General features: G+C 42.3%; 16 protein-coding genes and 1 pseudogene. 12 read left to right on the top strand and 5 right to left on the bottom strand.

Going from position 1 to position 14,886, the window contains the following annotated elements; all coding sequences use genetic code 11:
* Window positions 1-48: 48 nt before the first annotated feature.
* From RM347_RS18420 to RM347_RS18400, 5 genes are all read left to right on the top strand, one after another.
* Entirely contained in the window at window positions 49-378 is a 330-nt protein-coding gene (locus RM347_RS18420) for a hypothetical protein (protein WP_322717756.1), read from the top strand.
* Between the two features lie 25 nt (window positions 379-403).
* Complete coding sequence (locus tag RM347_RS18415; RefSeq protein WP_322717755.1) at window positions 404-790, top strand: ribbon-helix-helix domain-containing protein; 387 nt, start codon at window positions 404-406, stop codon at window positions 788-790.
* 2 nt (window positions 791-792) lie between these two features.
* Window positions 793-1,236, top strand: coding sequence for a type II toxin-antitoxin system VapC family toxin (locus tag RM347_RS18410; protein ID WP_322717754.1), 444 nt, complete (start codon window positions 793-795; stop codon window positions 1,234-1,236).
* A gap of 36 nt (window positions 1,237-1,272) precedes the next feature.
* Entirely contained in the window at window positions 1,273-1,563 is a 291-nt protein-coding gene (locus RM347_RS18405; RefSeq protein WP_322717753.1) for an AlbA family DNA-binding domain-containing protein, read from the top strand.
* Between the two features lie 176 nt (window positions 1,564-1,739).
* A complete protein-coding gene (locus RM347_RS18400; RefSeq protein WP_322717752.1) occupies window positions 1,740-1,952 on the top strand; it encodes a hypothetical protein in 213 nt (70 codons plus the stop codon).
* Between the two features lie 235 nt (window positions 1,953-2,187).
* Here the strand turns inward: RM347_RS18400 and RM347_RS18395 are convergent, their stop codons facing one another.
* The gene (locus tag RM347_RS18395; protein ID WP_322717751.1) at window positions 2,188-3,129 is read right to left on the bottom strand and encodes an alpha/beta hydrolase; all 942 of its coding nucleotides are present in this window, start codon (window positions 3,127-3,129) and stop codon (window positions 2,188-2,190) included.
* Window positions 3,130-3,336: 207 nt separating this feature from the next.
* Complete coding sequence (locus tag RM347_RS18390; protein WP_322717750.1) at window positions 3,337-4,305, bottom strand: class I SAM-dependent methyltransferase; 969 nt, start codon at window positions 4,303-4,305, stop codon at window positions 3,337-3,339.
* A 479-nt stretch (window positions 4,306-4,784) separates the two neighbouring features.
* Between RM347_RS18390 and RM347_RS18385 the strand changes: the two genes are divergently transcribed.
* The gene (locus tag RM347_RS18385) at window positions 4,785-5,660 is read left to right on the top strand and encodes a lysophospholipid acyltransferase family protein (RefSeq protein ID WP_322717859.1); all 876 of its coding nucleotides are present in this window, start codon (window positions 4,785-4,787) and stop codon (window positions 5,658-5,660) included.
* A 4-nt stretch (window positions 5,661-5,664) separates the two neighbouring features.
* Here RM347_RS18385 and RM347_RS18380 read toward each other — a convergent pair whose 3' ends face one another.
* Window positions 5,665-5,961, bottom strand: coding sequence for a hypothetical protein (locus RM347_RS18380; RefSeq protein ID WP_322717749.1), 297 nt, complete (start codon window positions 5,959-5,961; stop codon window positions 5,665-5,667).
* Window positions 5,962-6,148: 187 nt separating this feature from the next.
* A complete protein-coding gene (locus RM347_RS18375; RefSeq protein ID WP_322717748.1) occupies window positions 6,149-7,789 on the bottom strand; it encodes a hypothetical protein in 1,641 nt (546 codons plus the stop codon).
* Window positions 7,790-7,877: 88 nt separating this feature from the next.
* Between RM347_RS18375 and RM347_RS18370 the strand changes: the two genes are divergently transcribed.
* On the top strand, window positions 7,878-11,201 hold the full coding sequence (locus RM347_RS18370) for an alpha-mannosidase (protein WP_322717747.1): 3,324 nt from the start codon (window positions 7,878-7,880) through the stop codon (window positions 11,199-11,201).
* A gap of 107 nt (window positions 11,202-11,308) precedes the next feature.
* Here the strand turns inward: RM347_RS18370 and psbN are convergent, their stop codons facing one another.
* Window positions 11,309-11,440, bottom strand: a complete 132-nt coding sequence (gene psbN, locus RM347_RS18365) for a photosystem II reaction center protein PsbN (RefSeq protein WP_322717746.1) — start codon at window positions 11,438-11,440, stop codon at window positions 11,309-11,311.
* An 85-nt stretch (window positions 11,441-11,525) separates the two neighbouring features.
* Between psbN and psbH the strand changes: the two genes are divergently transcribed.
* From psbH to RM347_RS18340, 5 genes and pseudogenes are all read left to right on the top strand, one after another.
* Entirely contained in the window at window positions 11,526-11,729 is a 204-nt protein-coding gene (psbH, locus tag RM347_RS18360) for a photosystem II reaction center phosphoprotein PsbH (RefSeq protein WP_322717745.1), read from the top strand.
* A gap of 113 nt (window positions 11,730-11,842) precedes the next feature.
* The gene (locus RM347_RS18355; protein WP_322717744.1) at window positions 11,843-12,244 is read left to right on the top strand and encodes a hypothetical protein; all 402 of its coding nucleotides are present in this window, start codon (window positions 11,843-11,845) and stop codon (window positions 12,242-12,244) included.
* Window positions 12,245-12,533: 289 nt separating this feature from the next.
* Window positions 12,534-13,208, top strand: a pseudogene (locus RM347_RS18350) (formylglycine-generating enzyme family protein); the annotation flags it as partial.
* 160 nt (window positions 13,209-13,368) lie between these two features.
* Complete coding sequence (locus RM347_RS18345) at window positions 13,369-13,647, top strand: hypothetical protein (RefSeq protein WP_322717743.1); 279 nt, start codon at window positions 13,369-13,371, stop codon at window positions 13,645-13,647.
* Between the two features lie 352 nt (window positions 13,648-13,999).
* Window positions 14,000-14,827 carry a TIGR03032 family protein gene (locus tag RM347_RS18340; RefSeq protein ID WP_322717742.1) on the top strand — a complete coding sequence of 276 codons (828 nt, stop codon included), beginning with the start codon at window positions 14,000-14,002 and terminating at the stop codon, window positions 14,825-14,827.
* The last annotated feature ends 59 nt before the right edge of the window (window positions 14,828-14,886 follow it).

Here is a 14,886-nt window from a genome sequence, read left to right as displayed (position 1 = left end):
GCGTTACGCTGGTGCTAATGAAACCTACGTTATTTGTAACCTCAGCCTATGAAGTTTTTTGTGCCAGCAGCCAAGGATGATATCAAAGCAGAGCAGGTGTATAGTGCTCTTGCTCAGTCTCTCAAAGCACCAATAACTGAAAAGCGTATTTGGAAGTTACAGTGGCGTGATAACGAAATTGATATGGAATGCGAGGTAGGTAAACCTTTACCATCCTCTTATCAAACTGGGAAAGAGCTAGTTCTAGCAATTTTTGAGTGCGAAAACCTTTATAAGATTTGTACTCTTACCCGTGGAGGAGTGAAGGGAGAGCCGATCTTGGCTGGAAAAAACTATCAATCCTCAGCAACGTATTTTTCAGATAATCTAAATAACTGACTCTGCATCTTAGATATGCGATCGCTTGTTTGATGGAAATGGATGCGATCGCAGTGCTAACGTAGTAGATAAAATCGCCCACCAGATGTCTCAAGGTATGATTAACATTCAGATTTCCTTACCTGAGTCGATGAAAGTCTTTGTCGAAGAACAAATAGCTAAAGGCGGTTATAGTTCAGCCAGTGAATATCTTCAAGAGCTAATCTTTCAAGACCAACAGTGCAAAAGCCAAGAAGAAAAACGCGCTCAGTTGATGGCAAAGCTTCAGACACAGGGTCAACTGAACGATGAGGAGTTTGAAGTCGTTGCAGATAAGTTAGCTGACGAATTTGCGCTATGTGTTGGGTCAAATTTAGCAGTGCTGTCAGATTATACAGTGACTCGTGAGAGTATTTATGAGGATCATCCTTAGCAGTGGTATACCTCATAGACACTAACATCCTACTACGTTTTGTAGATCGCACTCACCCACTACATCCAATAATACGAGCTGCGATCCGAAAACTGCGACGCGATGGACATACACTGCAAATCACCGTGCAAAACTGCGTTGAGTTTTGGAATGTTGCTACAAGACCAGCCACAAAAAACGGATTTGGTTTAACACCAACAGATGCAGATCGGCTGCTGCAATTGATTGAACGCCTCTTTCCATTGTTGTCTGATATGCCTGCTATTTACCCTGAGTGGCGTAAGCTTGTTGTTGCATTCAGTGTATCAGGTATCCAAGTGCATGATGCTCGTCTCGTTGCTAATATGAAGGTAAATAGTATAACGCATATTTTGACATTCAATACTAGAGATTTCATTCGCTATGCGTCTGAAGGAATTGTAGCGGTTGATCCAATAACACTGTAATTATTTTCAAAGTGCGATCGCTAGGATATTATAGCCATGATAACTCCAGAAATACTCATAAAACTCATAGGTGATGGCGAAACTCTGACTGTAGAGTTTAAGAGCGATCGCAAACCACTACCTGAGAATGAATTGGTAGAAGCTGTAGTATGCCTTGCTAACAAGCATGGTGGCAAACTAGTTATTGGTGTGGAGGATGATGGTTGTGTAACAGGCTTAAATCAAAAGCTTGCAGAATCTTCTCCAGGTTTGTTGTCTGCTTTGATAGCAAGTAAAACAACACCATCTGTGTCGGTAGAAACGGCAATAATTGATTTGCCTAAATGAATTAACAGTTGACCTCTTTCGTATAGGTGTTCCAGCTTATGATCCACGTGCATTTCGAGAAGCTATACATAAGTAAACATGAACGTATTACACGAACAGCTGATTTATGCCGCATCAATGGTAATCAAGCGACCTACTTACTCAGTAAACTTACCCATTGAGGACTGCTACACCAAATGGTGATTGGAGGACGTAGTGCTTACTATATCTTAACCAAAGATGCCAAGGCACCTGTAGACTTAATTGAAGATGCTAAACCACATACAACGTTGACCCAAGATATAGATATACCTGCAAGCGATGACTCCAAAGTAACTTTTTTAAAACCCTCTGATGCAAAACCGCAGCCTGAGCAGAAAGAGCCAATACAGCTTAAGCTTGATTTGTAAATAATACCAACTCCAACTTCACCGTATTTGCTATAAAAACATCTTAAGCCTTGAAAATTTTTAGACTTTTGTTGAATTCTAATTCATCATCTTGGGTCAACAGTCTTACAACAACATTCGTATCAACTGCGACTATGCAATAAATTCTCTACACCTTGGCATATTGCATTATTCATATCCTCAAGCTTTGGGTCTACGACGCGCTACGCCTATGCATTGCTTGACGATAGAGTAATCAAGCCTCAGTACTAAAAGGCTTAGAACTAGGAAACTCTAACTCAGCGCTTCCCTGTCCTAACTGTGCTGTTTGAGGTGGTAGGTGTCGCTCCAACCAGTTCTCCAAATCAGCCATTACCTCGCGATAATTGAGGTCACTCTGAATCTCGTGATAGGCTTCTGGATACTCAATTCTCAGCTTATCTGTATAGTTTACCCGTTGATAAAAGATGTCGCTTCCCACAGGTAAAGCAACTCGGTCTGCACCACCGTGGAGAATCAACAATGGTAATTGCCAATCACCTGCGTGAGCATTAATCCAATCAACTGTTGCAAAGAATTCTGTTGCCAGACGGGCAGTAGCAAGGGTATGTCGCAGTGTATCCTGAGCAATGGCGGCTAAAACCTGCGGATCTCGTGAACCAGCACTGATGTCAATCCCTGTATTTAGGGTGAAACGCGGCCACACCCGTGAGAGCGTTTTTCCTAAAAATACCCGAACAGGTGAAACCCCAACTTTCCCCAAGGTTGGCGCTAGAGCGATCGCACCCTGCAATAATGATGCTTGTTGGGGATAGCGCAGAATGTAATCTAAGACAATCACCGCACCTAAACTATGACCCAAGAGAAAAACTGGGCATCCAGGATTTTGAGTCTGAATTAACTCTAAAAAGGCTCCCAGGTCTTCGCGAAACTCACTCCAAGCGTTGATATAACCTTGCTGACCTGGTGAGCGTCCATGACCACGCAAGTCTAAGGCGTAGACAGCATATTGTTTGGGTATCAAATGCTGAATTACATTACCGTAGCGATCGCTGTGCGCTCCGAGTCCATGCACAATGGCTAATATTGCCCGTACTTTTCCCTCTGGATGCCAGCTTTGGTAATAAAGGTCAAGTCCTCCAACACCTTGGAATGTGCCTTGTTTATAAGACAGTATGCGATCGCTATGGTCAATCATAGGGTTAATTTTTTACGTATTTTCACAACAAACTATAGGAATCCGATTTGATTTCTGAAAAAATCTAAGTATCTGTAGGGTGTGATATCGGCGAGAGTACGGCACCAGAGCCTTCGGACGGTGCGTTATGCCTCTGGCTAACGCACCCTACGTATATTTCAAAAATCAAATATGGGTCCTATATAGGAATCCTATATATGAAATAATTTATATACTAATTTTTGAAGATAGCTTTAATTCCACCAATACAATATCTGCTGCAATATTTCCATTAACTCGATAACGCATTAATTGCTCAAAAAATATTTTCAAAAATAGAGTTAGATTTTTTATTATTCCTTGGAGTAATCTCAACTTAGATACTGTTTGATTTTTTCCAAATTTAGATAAACTAAAATTATTTGTTGTTCTTGCCATAACAGAATTTGCAGATGGCATATAAAACTTTATCTCACAGCCTAGTTGATGTGCTAGTTCTTCATAAGATTTTTTACTCCAACGTAGCAGATGATGTGGTGGGTGATTTAATATATCAAACCAGTCTGATTCAACCGACATAGGTGAATAAGGAGTGCTGATGAATATACTACCCATCGGTTTAAGAACAGAAAGCATTGATGTAATAAATTGCTTCGGTTGACTAATATGTTCTAAGCAATGGAAAGACAATATATAGTTAAAGCTTTCACTAGAAAATTTATTGTAAAAACTCTCAATTGTTTCACAGTAAACTTCAAATCCTTTTGCTTGACATTGCTCAACAGATTCTGGAGTTGTATCCAAGCCAACTATACGAGTATTTGAAAGTTTTTTAGCGATTTCCAGAAAATTACCTCCTCCGCAGCCTACATCTAAAATAGAAATTGAGTTTTGTCTTTCTCGCTTATTTATTTGCTCAATTACGGCAAACCATTCCCATCTAGATTCTGGATAATAACCTGCTCTAGTAGTAACCCATTGGTAAAATGACTGGCTGCCTGCTTCTAAAGGGAAAGCATATTCAAGTGAGCAATTTTTACATTGCTGGATCTCATAGTCTATTATTTCAATTTTGTCTGGAGGCTTTTCAGCAAAATAATCTTCTAATTCGCTCATAATATTTTTTTGAGATAATGAACGAATATGGATGCCTTCATAACTACAAACAGGACATTTATTTGAAATATTTTTAGACATAATAAAGATTGGATTATGTATTTTTTTATGTGTTGCAGTTAAAGTTTACTATGTTTTTTATACTTTAGAGCAATCTTCTGCTGTTGTTGATAAGACTACGATGAAATACGGTCGGGTGTACAAGTATAAAAAAACAAGAATAAGCCAGCATTTACAAACTTTCACGCTCGGACTGGGAGTATTGCGGCAACAGTCAGCAGAGGGAATAGCGATTCATGCGATATCTTCTCTGCAAGATGCTACGCTAACGCCGAACGACAACACAACTTCTAACTGTGGGTTGTTTAATAATATGACCTCAAGAATTATGATTAGTTCATGAATTCAAAGAGGCTGTTATCAAAAGTTCTTCTAGCAAATCTGTTCAAGAAGACCTAGCTGATGGGGTAACTTCCGAAGTTCATACCGACTCGAAATCTAGCCATCAGCAGGAAAACAAAACACAATCAGAAACTTTACTACCCTTAAGTGCCGCAGCAATCAAGCGGGTAAAAGAGGGTGTAGCTGCGGCTGGCGATCGCGCTGTTCGCCAGATTATCGAAAAAACTCTCAATCGCTTGGAAGCTATTAATCAGGAGCATTCCGAACCCAGAGCCAACTCTGGGCTGCGGCGTTTTGTGATGCGATCGCTCATCCATTCCTTTTTCAAGGTACGGGTAGAACATCTGGAAAGAATACCTCAGCAAGCTGCAATCCTGGCTGTTAACCATCTCCACCACATCGATCCCTTACTCCTCCTAGCCGAACTTCCCACCCAACCCTACTATTACATCCTGGGTGATGCCCGTACCCTCTATAACAAGTGGTGGAAGCGCTTTATCCTGAGTTTTGCGGGGGGCGTGATTCCTTTAGAACGGGTGTGGAAAGAAGAAATTGCTGTCATAGAAGCGGCTAAAGCAGGAAGGCAAGATTTAGTTGAGCTAGCCGCAGCAATTAAACAAACAGTACCCACCGGGGAAGATATACACACACTGCGACAAATAGATCGCATTATTCTGGCAATTTTGACTCGTGGGGATGGGATGATTCTCTTTCCCGAAGGACGACTGGGAACTGCTGAGGGTAAGTTGCATCTCCCTTTAAAACGCGGGACTGTGATTTATGCCTTGCGGGCTGGTGTACCAATTATTCCAGTTGCGCTAATTGGAACTCGTGACCTCTATTTGGGAAAAGAGTTAACAATTCGGGTAGGTGAACCTTTACACTTTGGCCAAACAACCAGACCAAAGCGCCAAGAAGTAGAAGTAGCTTTGGAGACGTTACAGAATGCGATGCTGGCTCTGTTACCACCTGACTATCAGGAACCAACAGGAGCCAAACTGTTACGCTCTTTTCTCAATCACATGTTGTGGTGACAAATTATTGCTCTAAAAAGTTTGTAACTTTAAAATTTGATGTTCCCTCCCAACAATGGTTCAAAAATGCATTTACCTGAGCATCTGCTGAGTCAGTCGATTCCCTAGATGCATTAAACTGGACTGCTGTCACAATGTACTCAAAGATAATTACAAACTGCTTTTGAGGTGAAATTCTTTCAACTACAATTGTTTCACCTATCTTAGGGATTTGAGGCACATTTACCACAAAAGTCTCAATTTTTGGTTTATCTAGTGGATTTTTGAAATTGAAGTATTTACAGTAAACAATAATTTTCACTTAGACAACCACCAATAACATTATAGATAATCAAAATTCTCCTTTAATGGGGAAATTGTCAATATTATAATAGTTTATTAAAAAATATCTACCAGCTTATAGCAATTCTCCCAAATCAGGCTATAGATGTAAACCTGGAAACCCAGATTAAATCAGACGAGCCTTAATTACAAATCACGAATTAGTATTATTTTCCCTGCCATAGCTGACGCAACGACTGAAAAATATTTACAAATTTCTCTTCTAGCCAGAGCATAACATAATCAAGCCATTCGAGAAGTTGCTCTAAGGGGTGCTTTTCATAGCCAGTTGAAGTTGCTTTAGTTTCTATCCAGTCTGGCTGTGCCTCAACTTGACTGCTTTGATGAAATTGCTGTTTCAACATTTCCCCTTTACGACTCTCGCTTTTTAGTTGAGAAATGCTGGCTCGATTTTGTTTTACAGAAGCGACTTTTCCAGATGTTTTTTGACTGGAGGTGAGATTCCTATTTGGTTGTTTCCTATGTACCAATCCAGATCCGAGTTTAGGTTGCTTGACACTCAAATTCTTTTGGGAAAAATGCCCTACTGATAAACTTGGTGCTAAAGCAGGATTTTTCCTCCCAGAAAGTGTAACTGACTTTTCAGCAACAGTTTCTGTGTCACCAAATAAATCACTCCATCTTAGCCAAGGATCATCTGTTAAATCCTGGTTCTCTAACTGAGGGCTTTTGGACAAGGCTTTTCTAAGGTGTGATGAGAATAGTTTCCCTGGCAATCGCTCATCACTGGTTGTTGGCTCAAGTGTTTTTCTACTACCAACACCAAAAAAGTAATTAAGCGCTGCCTCAATCAAAGCCTGAAGATTCAATGTCTGAGTTTCTAAACCATCAGCATTGGCTGTAATTTCTCCCCTCCCAGCTAATTGCTCTTTGCCATAAAGAAATATGTTTAACTGAGTTTGGGCTACTTGGACAATTTCCTGGCTACGTTCTTGTACAGGTACTAAAGCATTTGATTCTAACTTAGCAACGGCTAAATCTAGAAATGTTAATAATTTATCTGTATTAAGTAAATCTTTTGGTATGCCCTCGGCTAAAACTGGAATTTTAGCTGGATTTGCATCAGTGAGTTTTGCTAATAAACGGTCAATTTGTGGTAATAACTCTATTTCTTTTTTAGCTATAATCAACCGCCAATACTGCCAGTAATTAGCAACTTCGTTAATAATTCGGTCTTCTAATTTTGCCTGCTGCTGGGGTGTTAAAATATCTAGAATTTCATTGTCGGCAGTAACAAGTACTAAATTCCGATTCATCAAATTTGTGGCAATACCCCGCACTATTGAAAAATGCTGCTTGAGAGCATTATCTAACTGTGAAGGATTGATACTTCCGGCTTGATTCTTTGTAATATTTGATGCTTGAGTAACATGAGAGTGATTATCAACGAATTTCAGCCGGAAAACCCCCAAAAAAACCAAGGGGTTGAAAGATTCAGATGTTTTCGGAGGAGTGGAGGCAGGTTCATCAAATGACAGATAATTGACTGCCTCTAATACATTTTGAATGGGGCTATCAACATTTGGCAGAGTTTCGGGCTGGAAATCGGTATCATTTGGTTGTAACTTTAGTCTAGTTTGTGGTTCATTGGTGTGTAGCGTTTTCCCAGACGATTCCGATGACTGAAACAGTAGATACACTGGGTAAAGTAGTACCTCGACACCCCACTTAGTGGCAACTTGCAAATGCCGGAAGGTGTGTTCCCACTGTTGTGTCACCCGCCGAGATTGCTGGTGGACAAAGTTAAATAGTCTGCTTTGATAACGACCAGAGGAACCAGAAGACATAGTAGTAATTTTTTAGTTCAAGTCTTGTATAAGTTGTGAGACTCGCGCCAAACAATAAAAACGACCAACACCTCATCTTAGCGAAAATATGACCCCGACTGTCTCTCAATCCCAGACCAAATTTATCTCCCAAGCAATTGAGCAACTGCGCTCTTTTTGTCAAGTTAATCTTCAGTCTACGTGGCTTTATCAGGAATCTGACCTGATTATTACTGATGTTGTAGCTGCTGATTTGTCTCATTGGCAACCTGTCCAGTTGAATGCTAAAGAACATATCGCTTGGACAGGCGGGAAAAAAGTGCTATGGCTAGTGCAAAGATTGGTGGTTCCCCAAGATTTACAGGGCTATCCCTTAGCTGGGTTATCTTTGCGGTTGGCGCTGGTTTGGTGGGCAGATTCTGCTGAGATTTATGTAAATGGGGAGTTAGTGCTGGAGGGTGATTTATTTGATTGTTCGCCGAGAGTGCTTCTCAGTCAAGAGGTGACGCCAGGGGAAGAATTTACTGTGGCTGTGCGGTTAGTGAGTCCGGGACATTGTGATGGTGCTTTAGTGCGATCGCTCCTAGTTTATGAGTCTACTGTTGATAATAATCCCGATCCGGGTTTTGTGGCTGATGAGTTAGCTGTGGTGCAACTTTATTTAGAAAAGTTTGCGCCGGAGAAGTTGGATGTTTTGGCGGCGATGGTAGCGGAGGTTACGAACCGCAGAGGCGCAGAGGACACGAAGGAAGAGTTGGTAAAGTTACGCCAAAACCTAATTCAATCCGACATCTTAGCCCCCCTTTTGAAGGGGGGTTGGGGGGATCAAAAATCTAAAATTTTCTTGTTGGGTCATGCTCACTTAGATTTAGCATGGCTATGGCCTGTGAGTGAAACTTGGAATGCGGCGCAAAACACCTTTGAGTCGGTTCTGAAGTTGCAAGAAGATTTCCCTGAGTTAATTTTCTGTCATTCGACTCCCGCACTTTATGCTTGGATTGAAGAACATCGCCCAGACTTGTTTCGAGCAATTCAAGCACAGGTAGCGGCTGGACGTTGGGAAGTTGTCGGCGGAATGTGGGTGGAACCAGAACTCAACTTGATTGCTGGTGAATCAATAGTCCGTCAGCTATTGTATGGTCAGCGATACATCCAGGAAAAATTTAGCAAGCTTTCAACTGTAGTATGGGTTCCAGATTCTTTTGGTTTCTGTGCAACTTTACCGCAGTTTTTCGCTAATGCCGGAATTGAGTATTTTGTCACCCAGAAGTTGCGGTGGAATGATACTACTAAATTTGATTATGGGGCTTTTTGGTGGCGATCGCCTGACGGCAGCGAAGTCTTTAGTTTGATGTCTGCACCCATCGGTGAAGCTATAGACCCAGTTAAAATGGCATCCTACGCTCTGGAATGGCAAACCCAAACTGGTTTACCAGAATCCCTCTGGCTTCCGGGTGTCGGCGACCACGGCGGCGGCCCCACCCGTGATATGTTAGAAACCGCCCAACGCTGGCAAAAGTCGCCTTTCTTCCCAGACTTAGAATTCACGACAGCTGAAAAATATTTACAGCAAATCAGTAAAGAAGGCAGAAGGCAGGAGGCAGAAGGCAGGAGGCAGGAAGCAGAAAGTACTAGTTATAATTCTCCCCTATCCTCCCCTGCTTCCCCTGCTTCCCCTGCTTCCCCTGCCTTCCCTGCCTCGCCTACTCCCCCTCCCTTCCCCATCTGGAATGACGAACTCTACCTAGAATTCCATCGCGGTTGCTACACTACCCATGCAGATCAAAAACGTTGGAATCGCCGTTGTGAAAATTTATTATATGAAGCTGAACTATTTGCTACCTTGGCAACTGTCAGTTGTGGCGTGACATATCCCAAAGCAGAAATCGAAGCAGCTTGGAAGCAGGTGTTATTTCAACAATTTCACGATATTTTACCTGGTTCTTCAATTACCCAAGTTTACACAGATGCGTTGCCCCAGTGGCAGCAAGTGGAAGAAGTAGGAACGAAGATATTACAGGAATCACTTTTAGCGATCGCATCTCACATTACCTTATCAGAACCACCAAAACCCGATAGTTTGCCTATTTTCGTTTTCAATTCTCTCAATTGGCAGCGTTCTGAGGTAGTCTCTGTAGCTTTACCCACACCAGAAGAATGGCAGATTTACGATGCTTCTGGAAAGCAGCTTGTCTCCCAATTATCTGAACCATCAACGCTACTATTTCTCGCCACCGAAATTCCACCCGTTGGCTACCGCATATTTTGGCTTTCCCCCTCATCCTCCCCATCTCCCACATCCCGCCCACTCTTCCCAGACTGGATTTTAGAAAATGAATTCTTGCGAGTTGTTATAGATCCTGATACTGGAGATTTATCAAGTGTTTTTGATAAAACTTATCAACGAGAAGTTTTGAGTGGGGCGGGGAATCAACTACAAGCTTTTAAAGACAGTGGTCAATATTGGGATGCTTGGAATATAGACCCCAATTACGCCCAACATCCCTTACCTGCAACAAATCTTTTATCTATTCAGTGGTTAGAACAAGGCCCAGTGCAAAGTCGTGTGCGCGTAGTGCGTCAGTTGGGTGAATCGGAATTTTGCCAAGACTATATTCTGCAAGCTGGTTCACCTCTGCTGAACATAGCTACTACCGTTAATTGGCAAGAAAATCATGTATTGGTAAAAGCTGCTTTTCCTCTGAATGTTGAAGCAGACTTTGCTACATACGAAATTCCCTGTGGCGCGATTCGCCGCCCAACTAAATTGCAAACCCCCGCAGAACAAGCAAAATGGGAAGTTCCCGCTTTGCGTTGGGCTGATTTAACAGCAGAAGACACACAGAGAAATACCGCAATCCAAAATCGTTACGGTGTCAGTTTGCTGAATGATTGTAAATATGGTTACGACAGCAAACCAAATCAACTCCGCTTGACACTGCTACGCAGTTCTAATTGGCCAGACTCAGAGGCTGACCGAGGTTTTCACGAGTTCACATATACCTTGTATCCTCATGCTGGTAGCTGGGAATCAGCCCATACAGTACGGCGTGGCTATGAATTGAATATCCCATTGCAAGTTATATTAAATCCCGTTAATGAAAACCCAACTGAAAATCCTCCCCTCTCTGCTGGTAAAGAGGGGTTGGGGGTGAGGTTACTAGATTTATCAGCTGAAAATTTAATCTTGATGGCTTTGAAGCCATCTGAGGATGACCCCCAGCAGTTAATTCTGCGGTGCTATGAATGTCACGGAGAAACAGCCGAGTTATCTTTGCACAGTGATTTAGGTTTGAGTCTAGGAGATACAGTAGATTTGTTAGAGCGTTCTTCTAGCACTGAATTCTCATCTCAGCAACAAATCTTGACAATACAGCCTTGGAAAATCGCCAGTTTCAAGGTGATACCAGCGATTAATCTCAGGCTGGAGTGAGCCACTATTGCTGTGTCAGTGGTTAGTTGTGGTTTTCCACAGACCACTGACTAATGACCAATGACCAATGACCAATGACCAATGACCAATGACCAATGACCAATGGCTTAATCCTCGTGGTCATCAAACGGATCGTTCAATTGCTTGCTAGGAGGACCAAAAGAGGTATAAATCGACAGTCCGGTGATGGCAACCACCACGGCAGCCACACAAATGCTAAGAACTATTGCGGGTTCCATAATTGAGAGATAGATTATGAGTGCTATTCTTATAGAATATTACAGAAGATTAAAAAAAGCTTTGGCAAGTAATCTTAGGTGAACTATGGCACAAAGGACTAGGTTGGGAGATATCCTGAAACCACTTAACTCTGAGTATGGGAAAGTGGCTCCAGGTTGGGGTACTACCCCTGTGATGGCTGTTTTTATGTCACTATTTTTCGTGTTTCTGCTGATTATTCTGCAACTTTACAATAAATCACTGTTGGTTCAGGATGTACTTGTCGATTGGCGCAGTTTAGGACGCTAACTGATACACAGCTATCAAGTTTGGATAACAAGTTAAGTTACACCCGGTTCCTCCGGGTTTTTTTGTGAATTGTGATTTGCTACTGAACAATAACTCAGCAGGTGTAGGTTGGGTTGAGGAACAAAACCCAACATTTGTCGTGGTTTGCTGGGTTTCACTTCCCTACAGGATGCTGTTCGCGTTCGTTCAACCCAACCTACATTTATGTTTTCTCCCAGAGTGACACAAGCTGGTTAGGAGCGAAGCATCTGCCAAAAGAAAAAATTGATAAATTAATAAAACTGTTTAACTCTCAGACTCTTCAGCAAGGAGTTAATTTCAATGAAGCCTTCAAATTTCAATTGCTACCCCAAACTTCCCATAATCAATCACTGATTATAGAACCAGCCGATTCTCATCAGGTTATCTATCCCCAGTTTGCTTCTGCAAGAAAACTCAAACTTAATCTTGTTAGGACTTACGCACAAGTAACGGAAAATCAAACCACAGAGGACGCAGAGGACACGGAGGAATGAGAGTTTCAGAGAGTTCTTGCGTAAGTCCTACTTGTTTCTGAAATGGGGTTATGAGTATGGAATGAGTTCAGATAAAATCTGCCGCAGTGCGAGGATAACAGCTTCATTAAGTCCCTATTGGCGTTGGATTGAAGCGAATCAAGACCCTTTAGTTAGATTGCATTTGGCTTTAGCAGCAGCCCAAAGAAATCAGGATCGAGTGGGAGAAGATTTAGTGAGAAATGCGATCGCTACTTTTTCTTCTAGAGAAGTATTTAAAGATGTTCAATCTTTGGGACGAGAAAGCGATGAGCTAAAGCCCCTTGAGTTTAAAGCCGTCACCGTCAACCATCGCGGCGAAATCATCGAACGAGAAACAAAACTTGCCCAATACTTCACCGAAACTCTACAAACCCCCTCTCCCATTGGCATACTGGGCATCACCCTCGATATGGTTGCCATCCCTGGTGGTATGTTCATGATGGGTTCACTCGAAGGGGAAGGATATGGCTCTGAAAAACCTCAACATGAAGTAAAGGTTCAACCCTTTTTTACGGGCAAGTACCCAGTCACCCAAATACAATGGCAAGCAGTCACATCTCTCCCCCAAGTAAATCGCAAACTAAAGCCTGACCCGTCCTATTTTAAAGGAGAAAATCGACTAGTTGAGAGAGTATCTTGGTTTGAAGCGGTGGAATTTTGCGATCGCCTTTCCCAATACACAGGCAAAAGCTACCGTCTTCCCAGTGAAGTAGAATGGGAATATGCCTGTAGAGCCGGAACAACAACACCATTCCATTTTGGCGAAACAATTACATCAGAGTTAGCCAACTTCAATGCTAACTATACTTACGGTGTTGGTGTGAAAGGAATATATCGAGAACAAACAACAGAAGTGGGCAGTTTTGATGTAGCTAACGCTTTTGGACTATACGATATGCACGGAAACGTATGGCAATGGTGTTTTGACGATTGGCACAATAACTAGGCATTGTTGCATGAATAGGGAAAATGGTAAATTTTACCTATAGCCTATAGACTCTGCCCACCTCCGCCCAACGATGAAAACGAAAGCCCAGTAAAAAGTTCGGAATTAGAACGCTTATGATGCAGCACTAAAGCAGCGAGGCAGTATAACGTTCTGGGTGAACGAAGAGATCATTGAGCAGTGGCGCAACCAACAGAAAACGGGGAGAAAGGGAGCATCAAATTATTTTCGCCAACACGTCGCTGTGTACGCCGATGTCCTGTCTGGAGTAACCTTCTCTCTGCATGAACCACAAGCCGTATTTGCACGGTGGGACAAGCAAATTGCTATATCTACGCTCACTAATCGGCGTAGATATAGCGTAGCTGACAATAGGGGCAAAACAGTACAAATTTACCTAAAACTGAGGTTTGTAGTATGCCAATTACAGGAGTGAAACCCTTATTTTTCCGTTACAACCTTGTCTAACAAGAAGCAAACAAGGCTTGAATGATTTATCAAAAAGCAAGAGTTCAAAAGCTTATACAGTAATATTTTCAGCCTATCTTAATCCTGGTGTCAGCTACGCTATATTTACCTCAACACCTTGAAAGGGCTAGTCCTATATATTTATTGAACTTTTGATAAAGTCTACTCAAATACCGCATATTTAGCCGTAATATTACTATCACTACTAAATAAATAAAAATTACAGATTAGTCGGGTGCTACCTGTGCAGATTTCCATTACAGAAGTAATGGAAACAGTTTTGCACTGTCAAAAATTATTAATGAATTCAAAACTTTTGTATGGAAAGTTTTCCGCCCCACGGTAACGCCATGTTATCAACAAGTGCGCCAAAACTAGAAATTACCTGTTCGCCGCACTTAGTAACTTGGCTACAAACCCAACTTCTTAGCCTTGCCTTCACTACTTACCAAACTAATCGCCTGTTTTTTATTGGCTGCAATGACCAAGGTAGGATAGCTGCTCACGAGCGATTGTTTGATAAACCAATGGGCATGTATGCATCAAACAACAGCATATATGTTAGCACGCGTTATCAAATTTGGCGATTTGAGAATTTACTTGCACCAGGAGAAACATTTCAGCAAAGCGATCGCCTTTATATCCCTCGCACTGCCTACACCACTGGCGATTTGAATGTCCACGATGTGGTGCTGGATGATGCAGAAAATATCGTATTTGTCAATACAGATTTTAGCTGCCTCGCCACAATCAGCAACGACTACAGCTTTGTTCCCCTGTGGCAACCGCCGTTTATCTCCAAGTTGGCGGCGGAAGACCGTTGTCACCTCAATGGGTTGGGGATGCGCGACGGCAAACCTGCGTATGTGACTGCCTGTAGCACCACCGACACTGCTGCCGGCTGGCGTGACCACCGGGTTGGTGGAGGTGTGGTGATTGATGTGCAAACTAACGACATCATCGCCACGGGGTTATCTATGCCCCACTCGCCGCGCTGGTATCAAGGAAAGCTGTGGCTATTGAATGCAGGAACGGGAGACTTGGGATACCTGGATGATGGGAAATTTGTGCCCATCGCCTTCTGTCCTGGCTTTGTGCGCGGGCTAGCCTTCTGGAACAACGTCGCCTTAGGATTGAGGATTAAATAAGATCCAAAAATAGACAGAGCAATGATAGGGTGAACTTATCGAGTGACTACCAACTGAAT

Source organism: Nostoc sp. ChiQUE02 (assembly GCF_034531305.2).
In the GTDB taxonomy this organism is placed as follows: domain Bacteria; phylum Cyanobacteriota; class Cyanobacteriia; order Cyanobacteriales; family Nostocaceae; genus Nostoc.
This window is presented reverse-complemented; position numbering and strand designations above follow the sequence as displayed.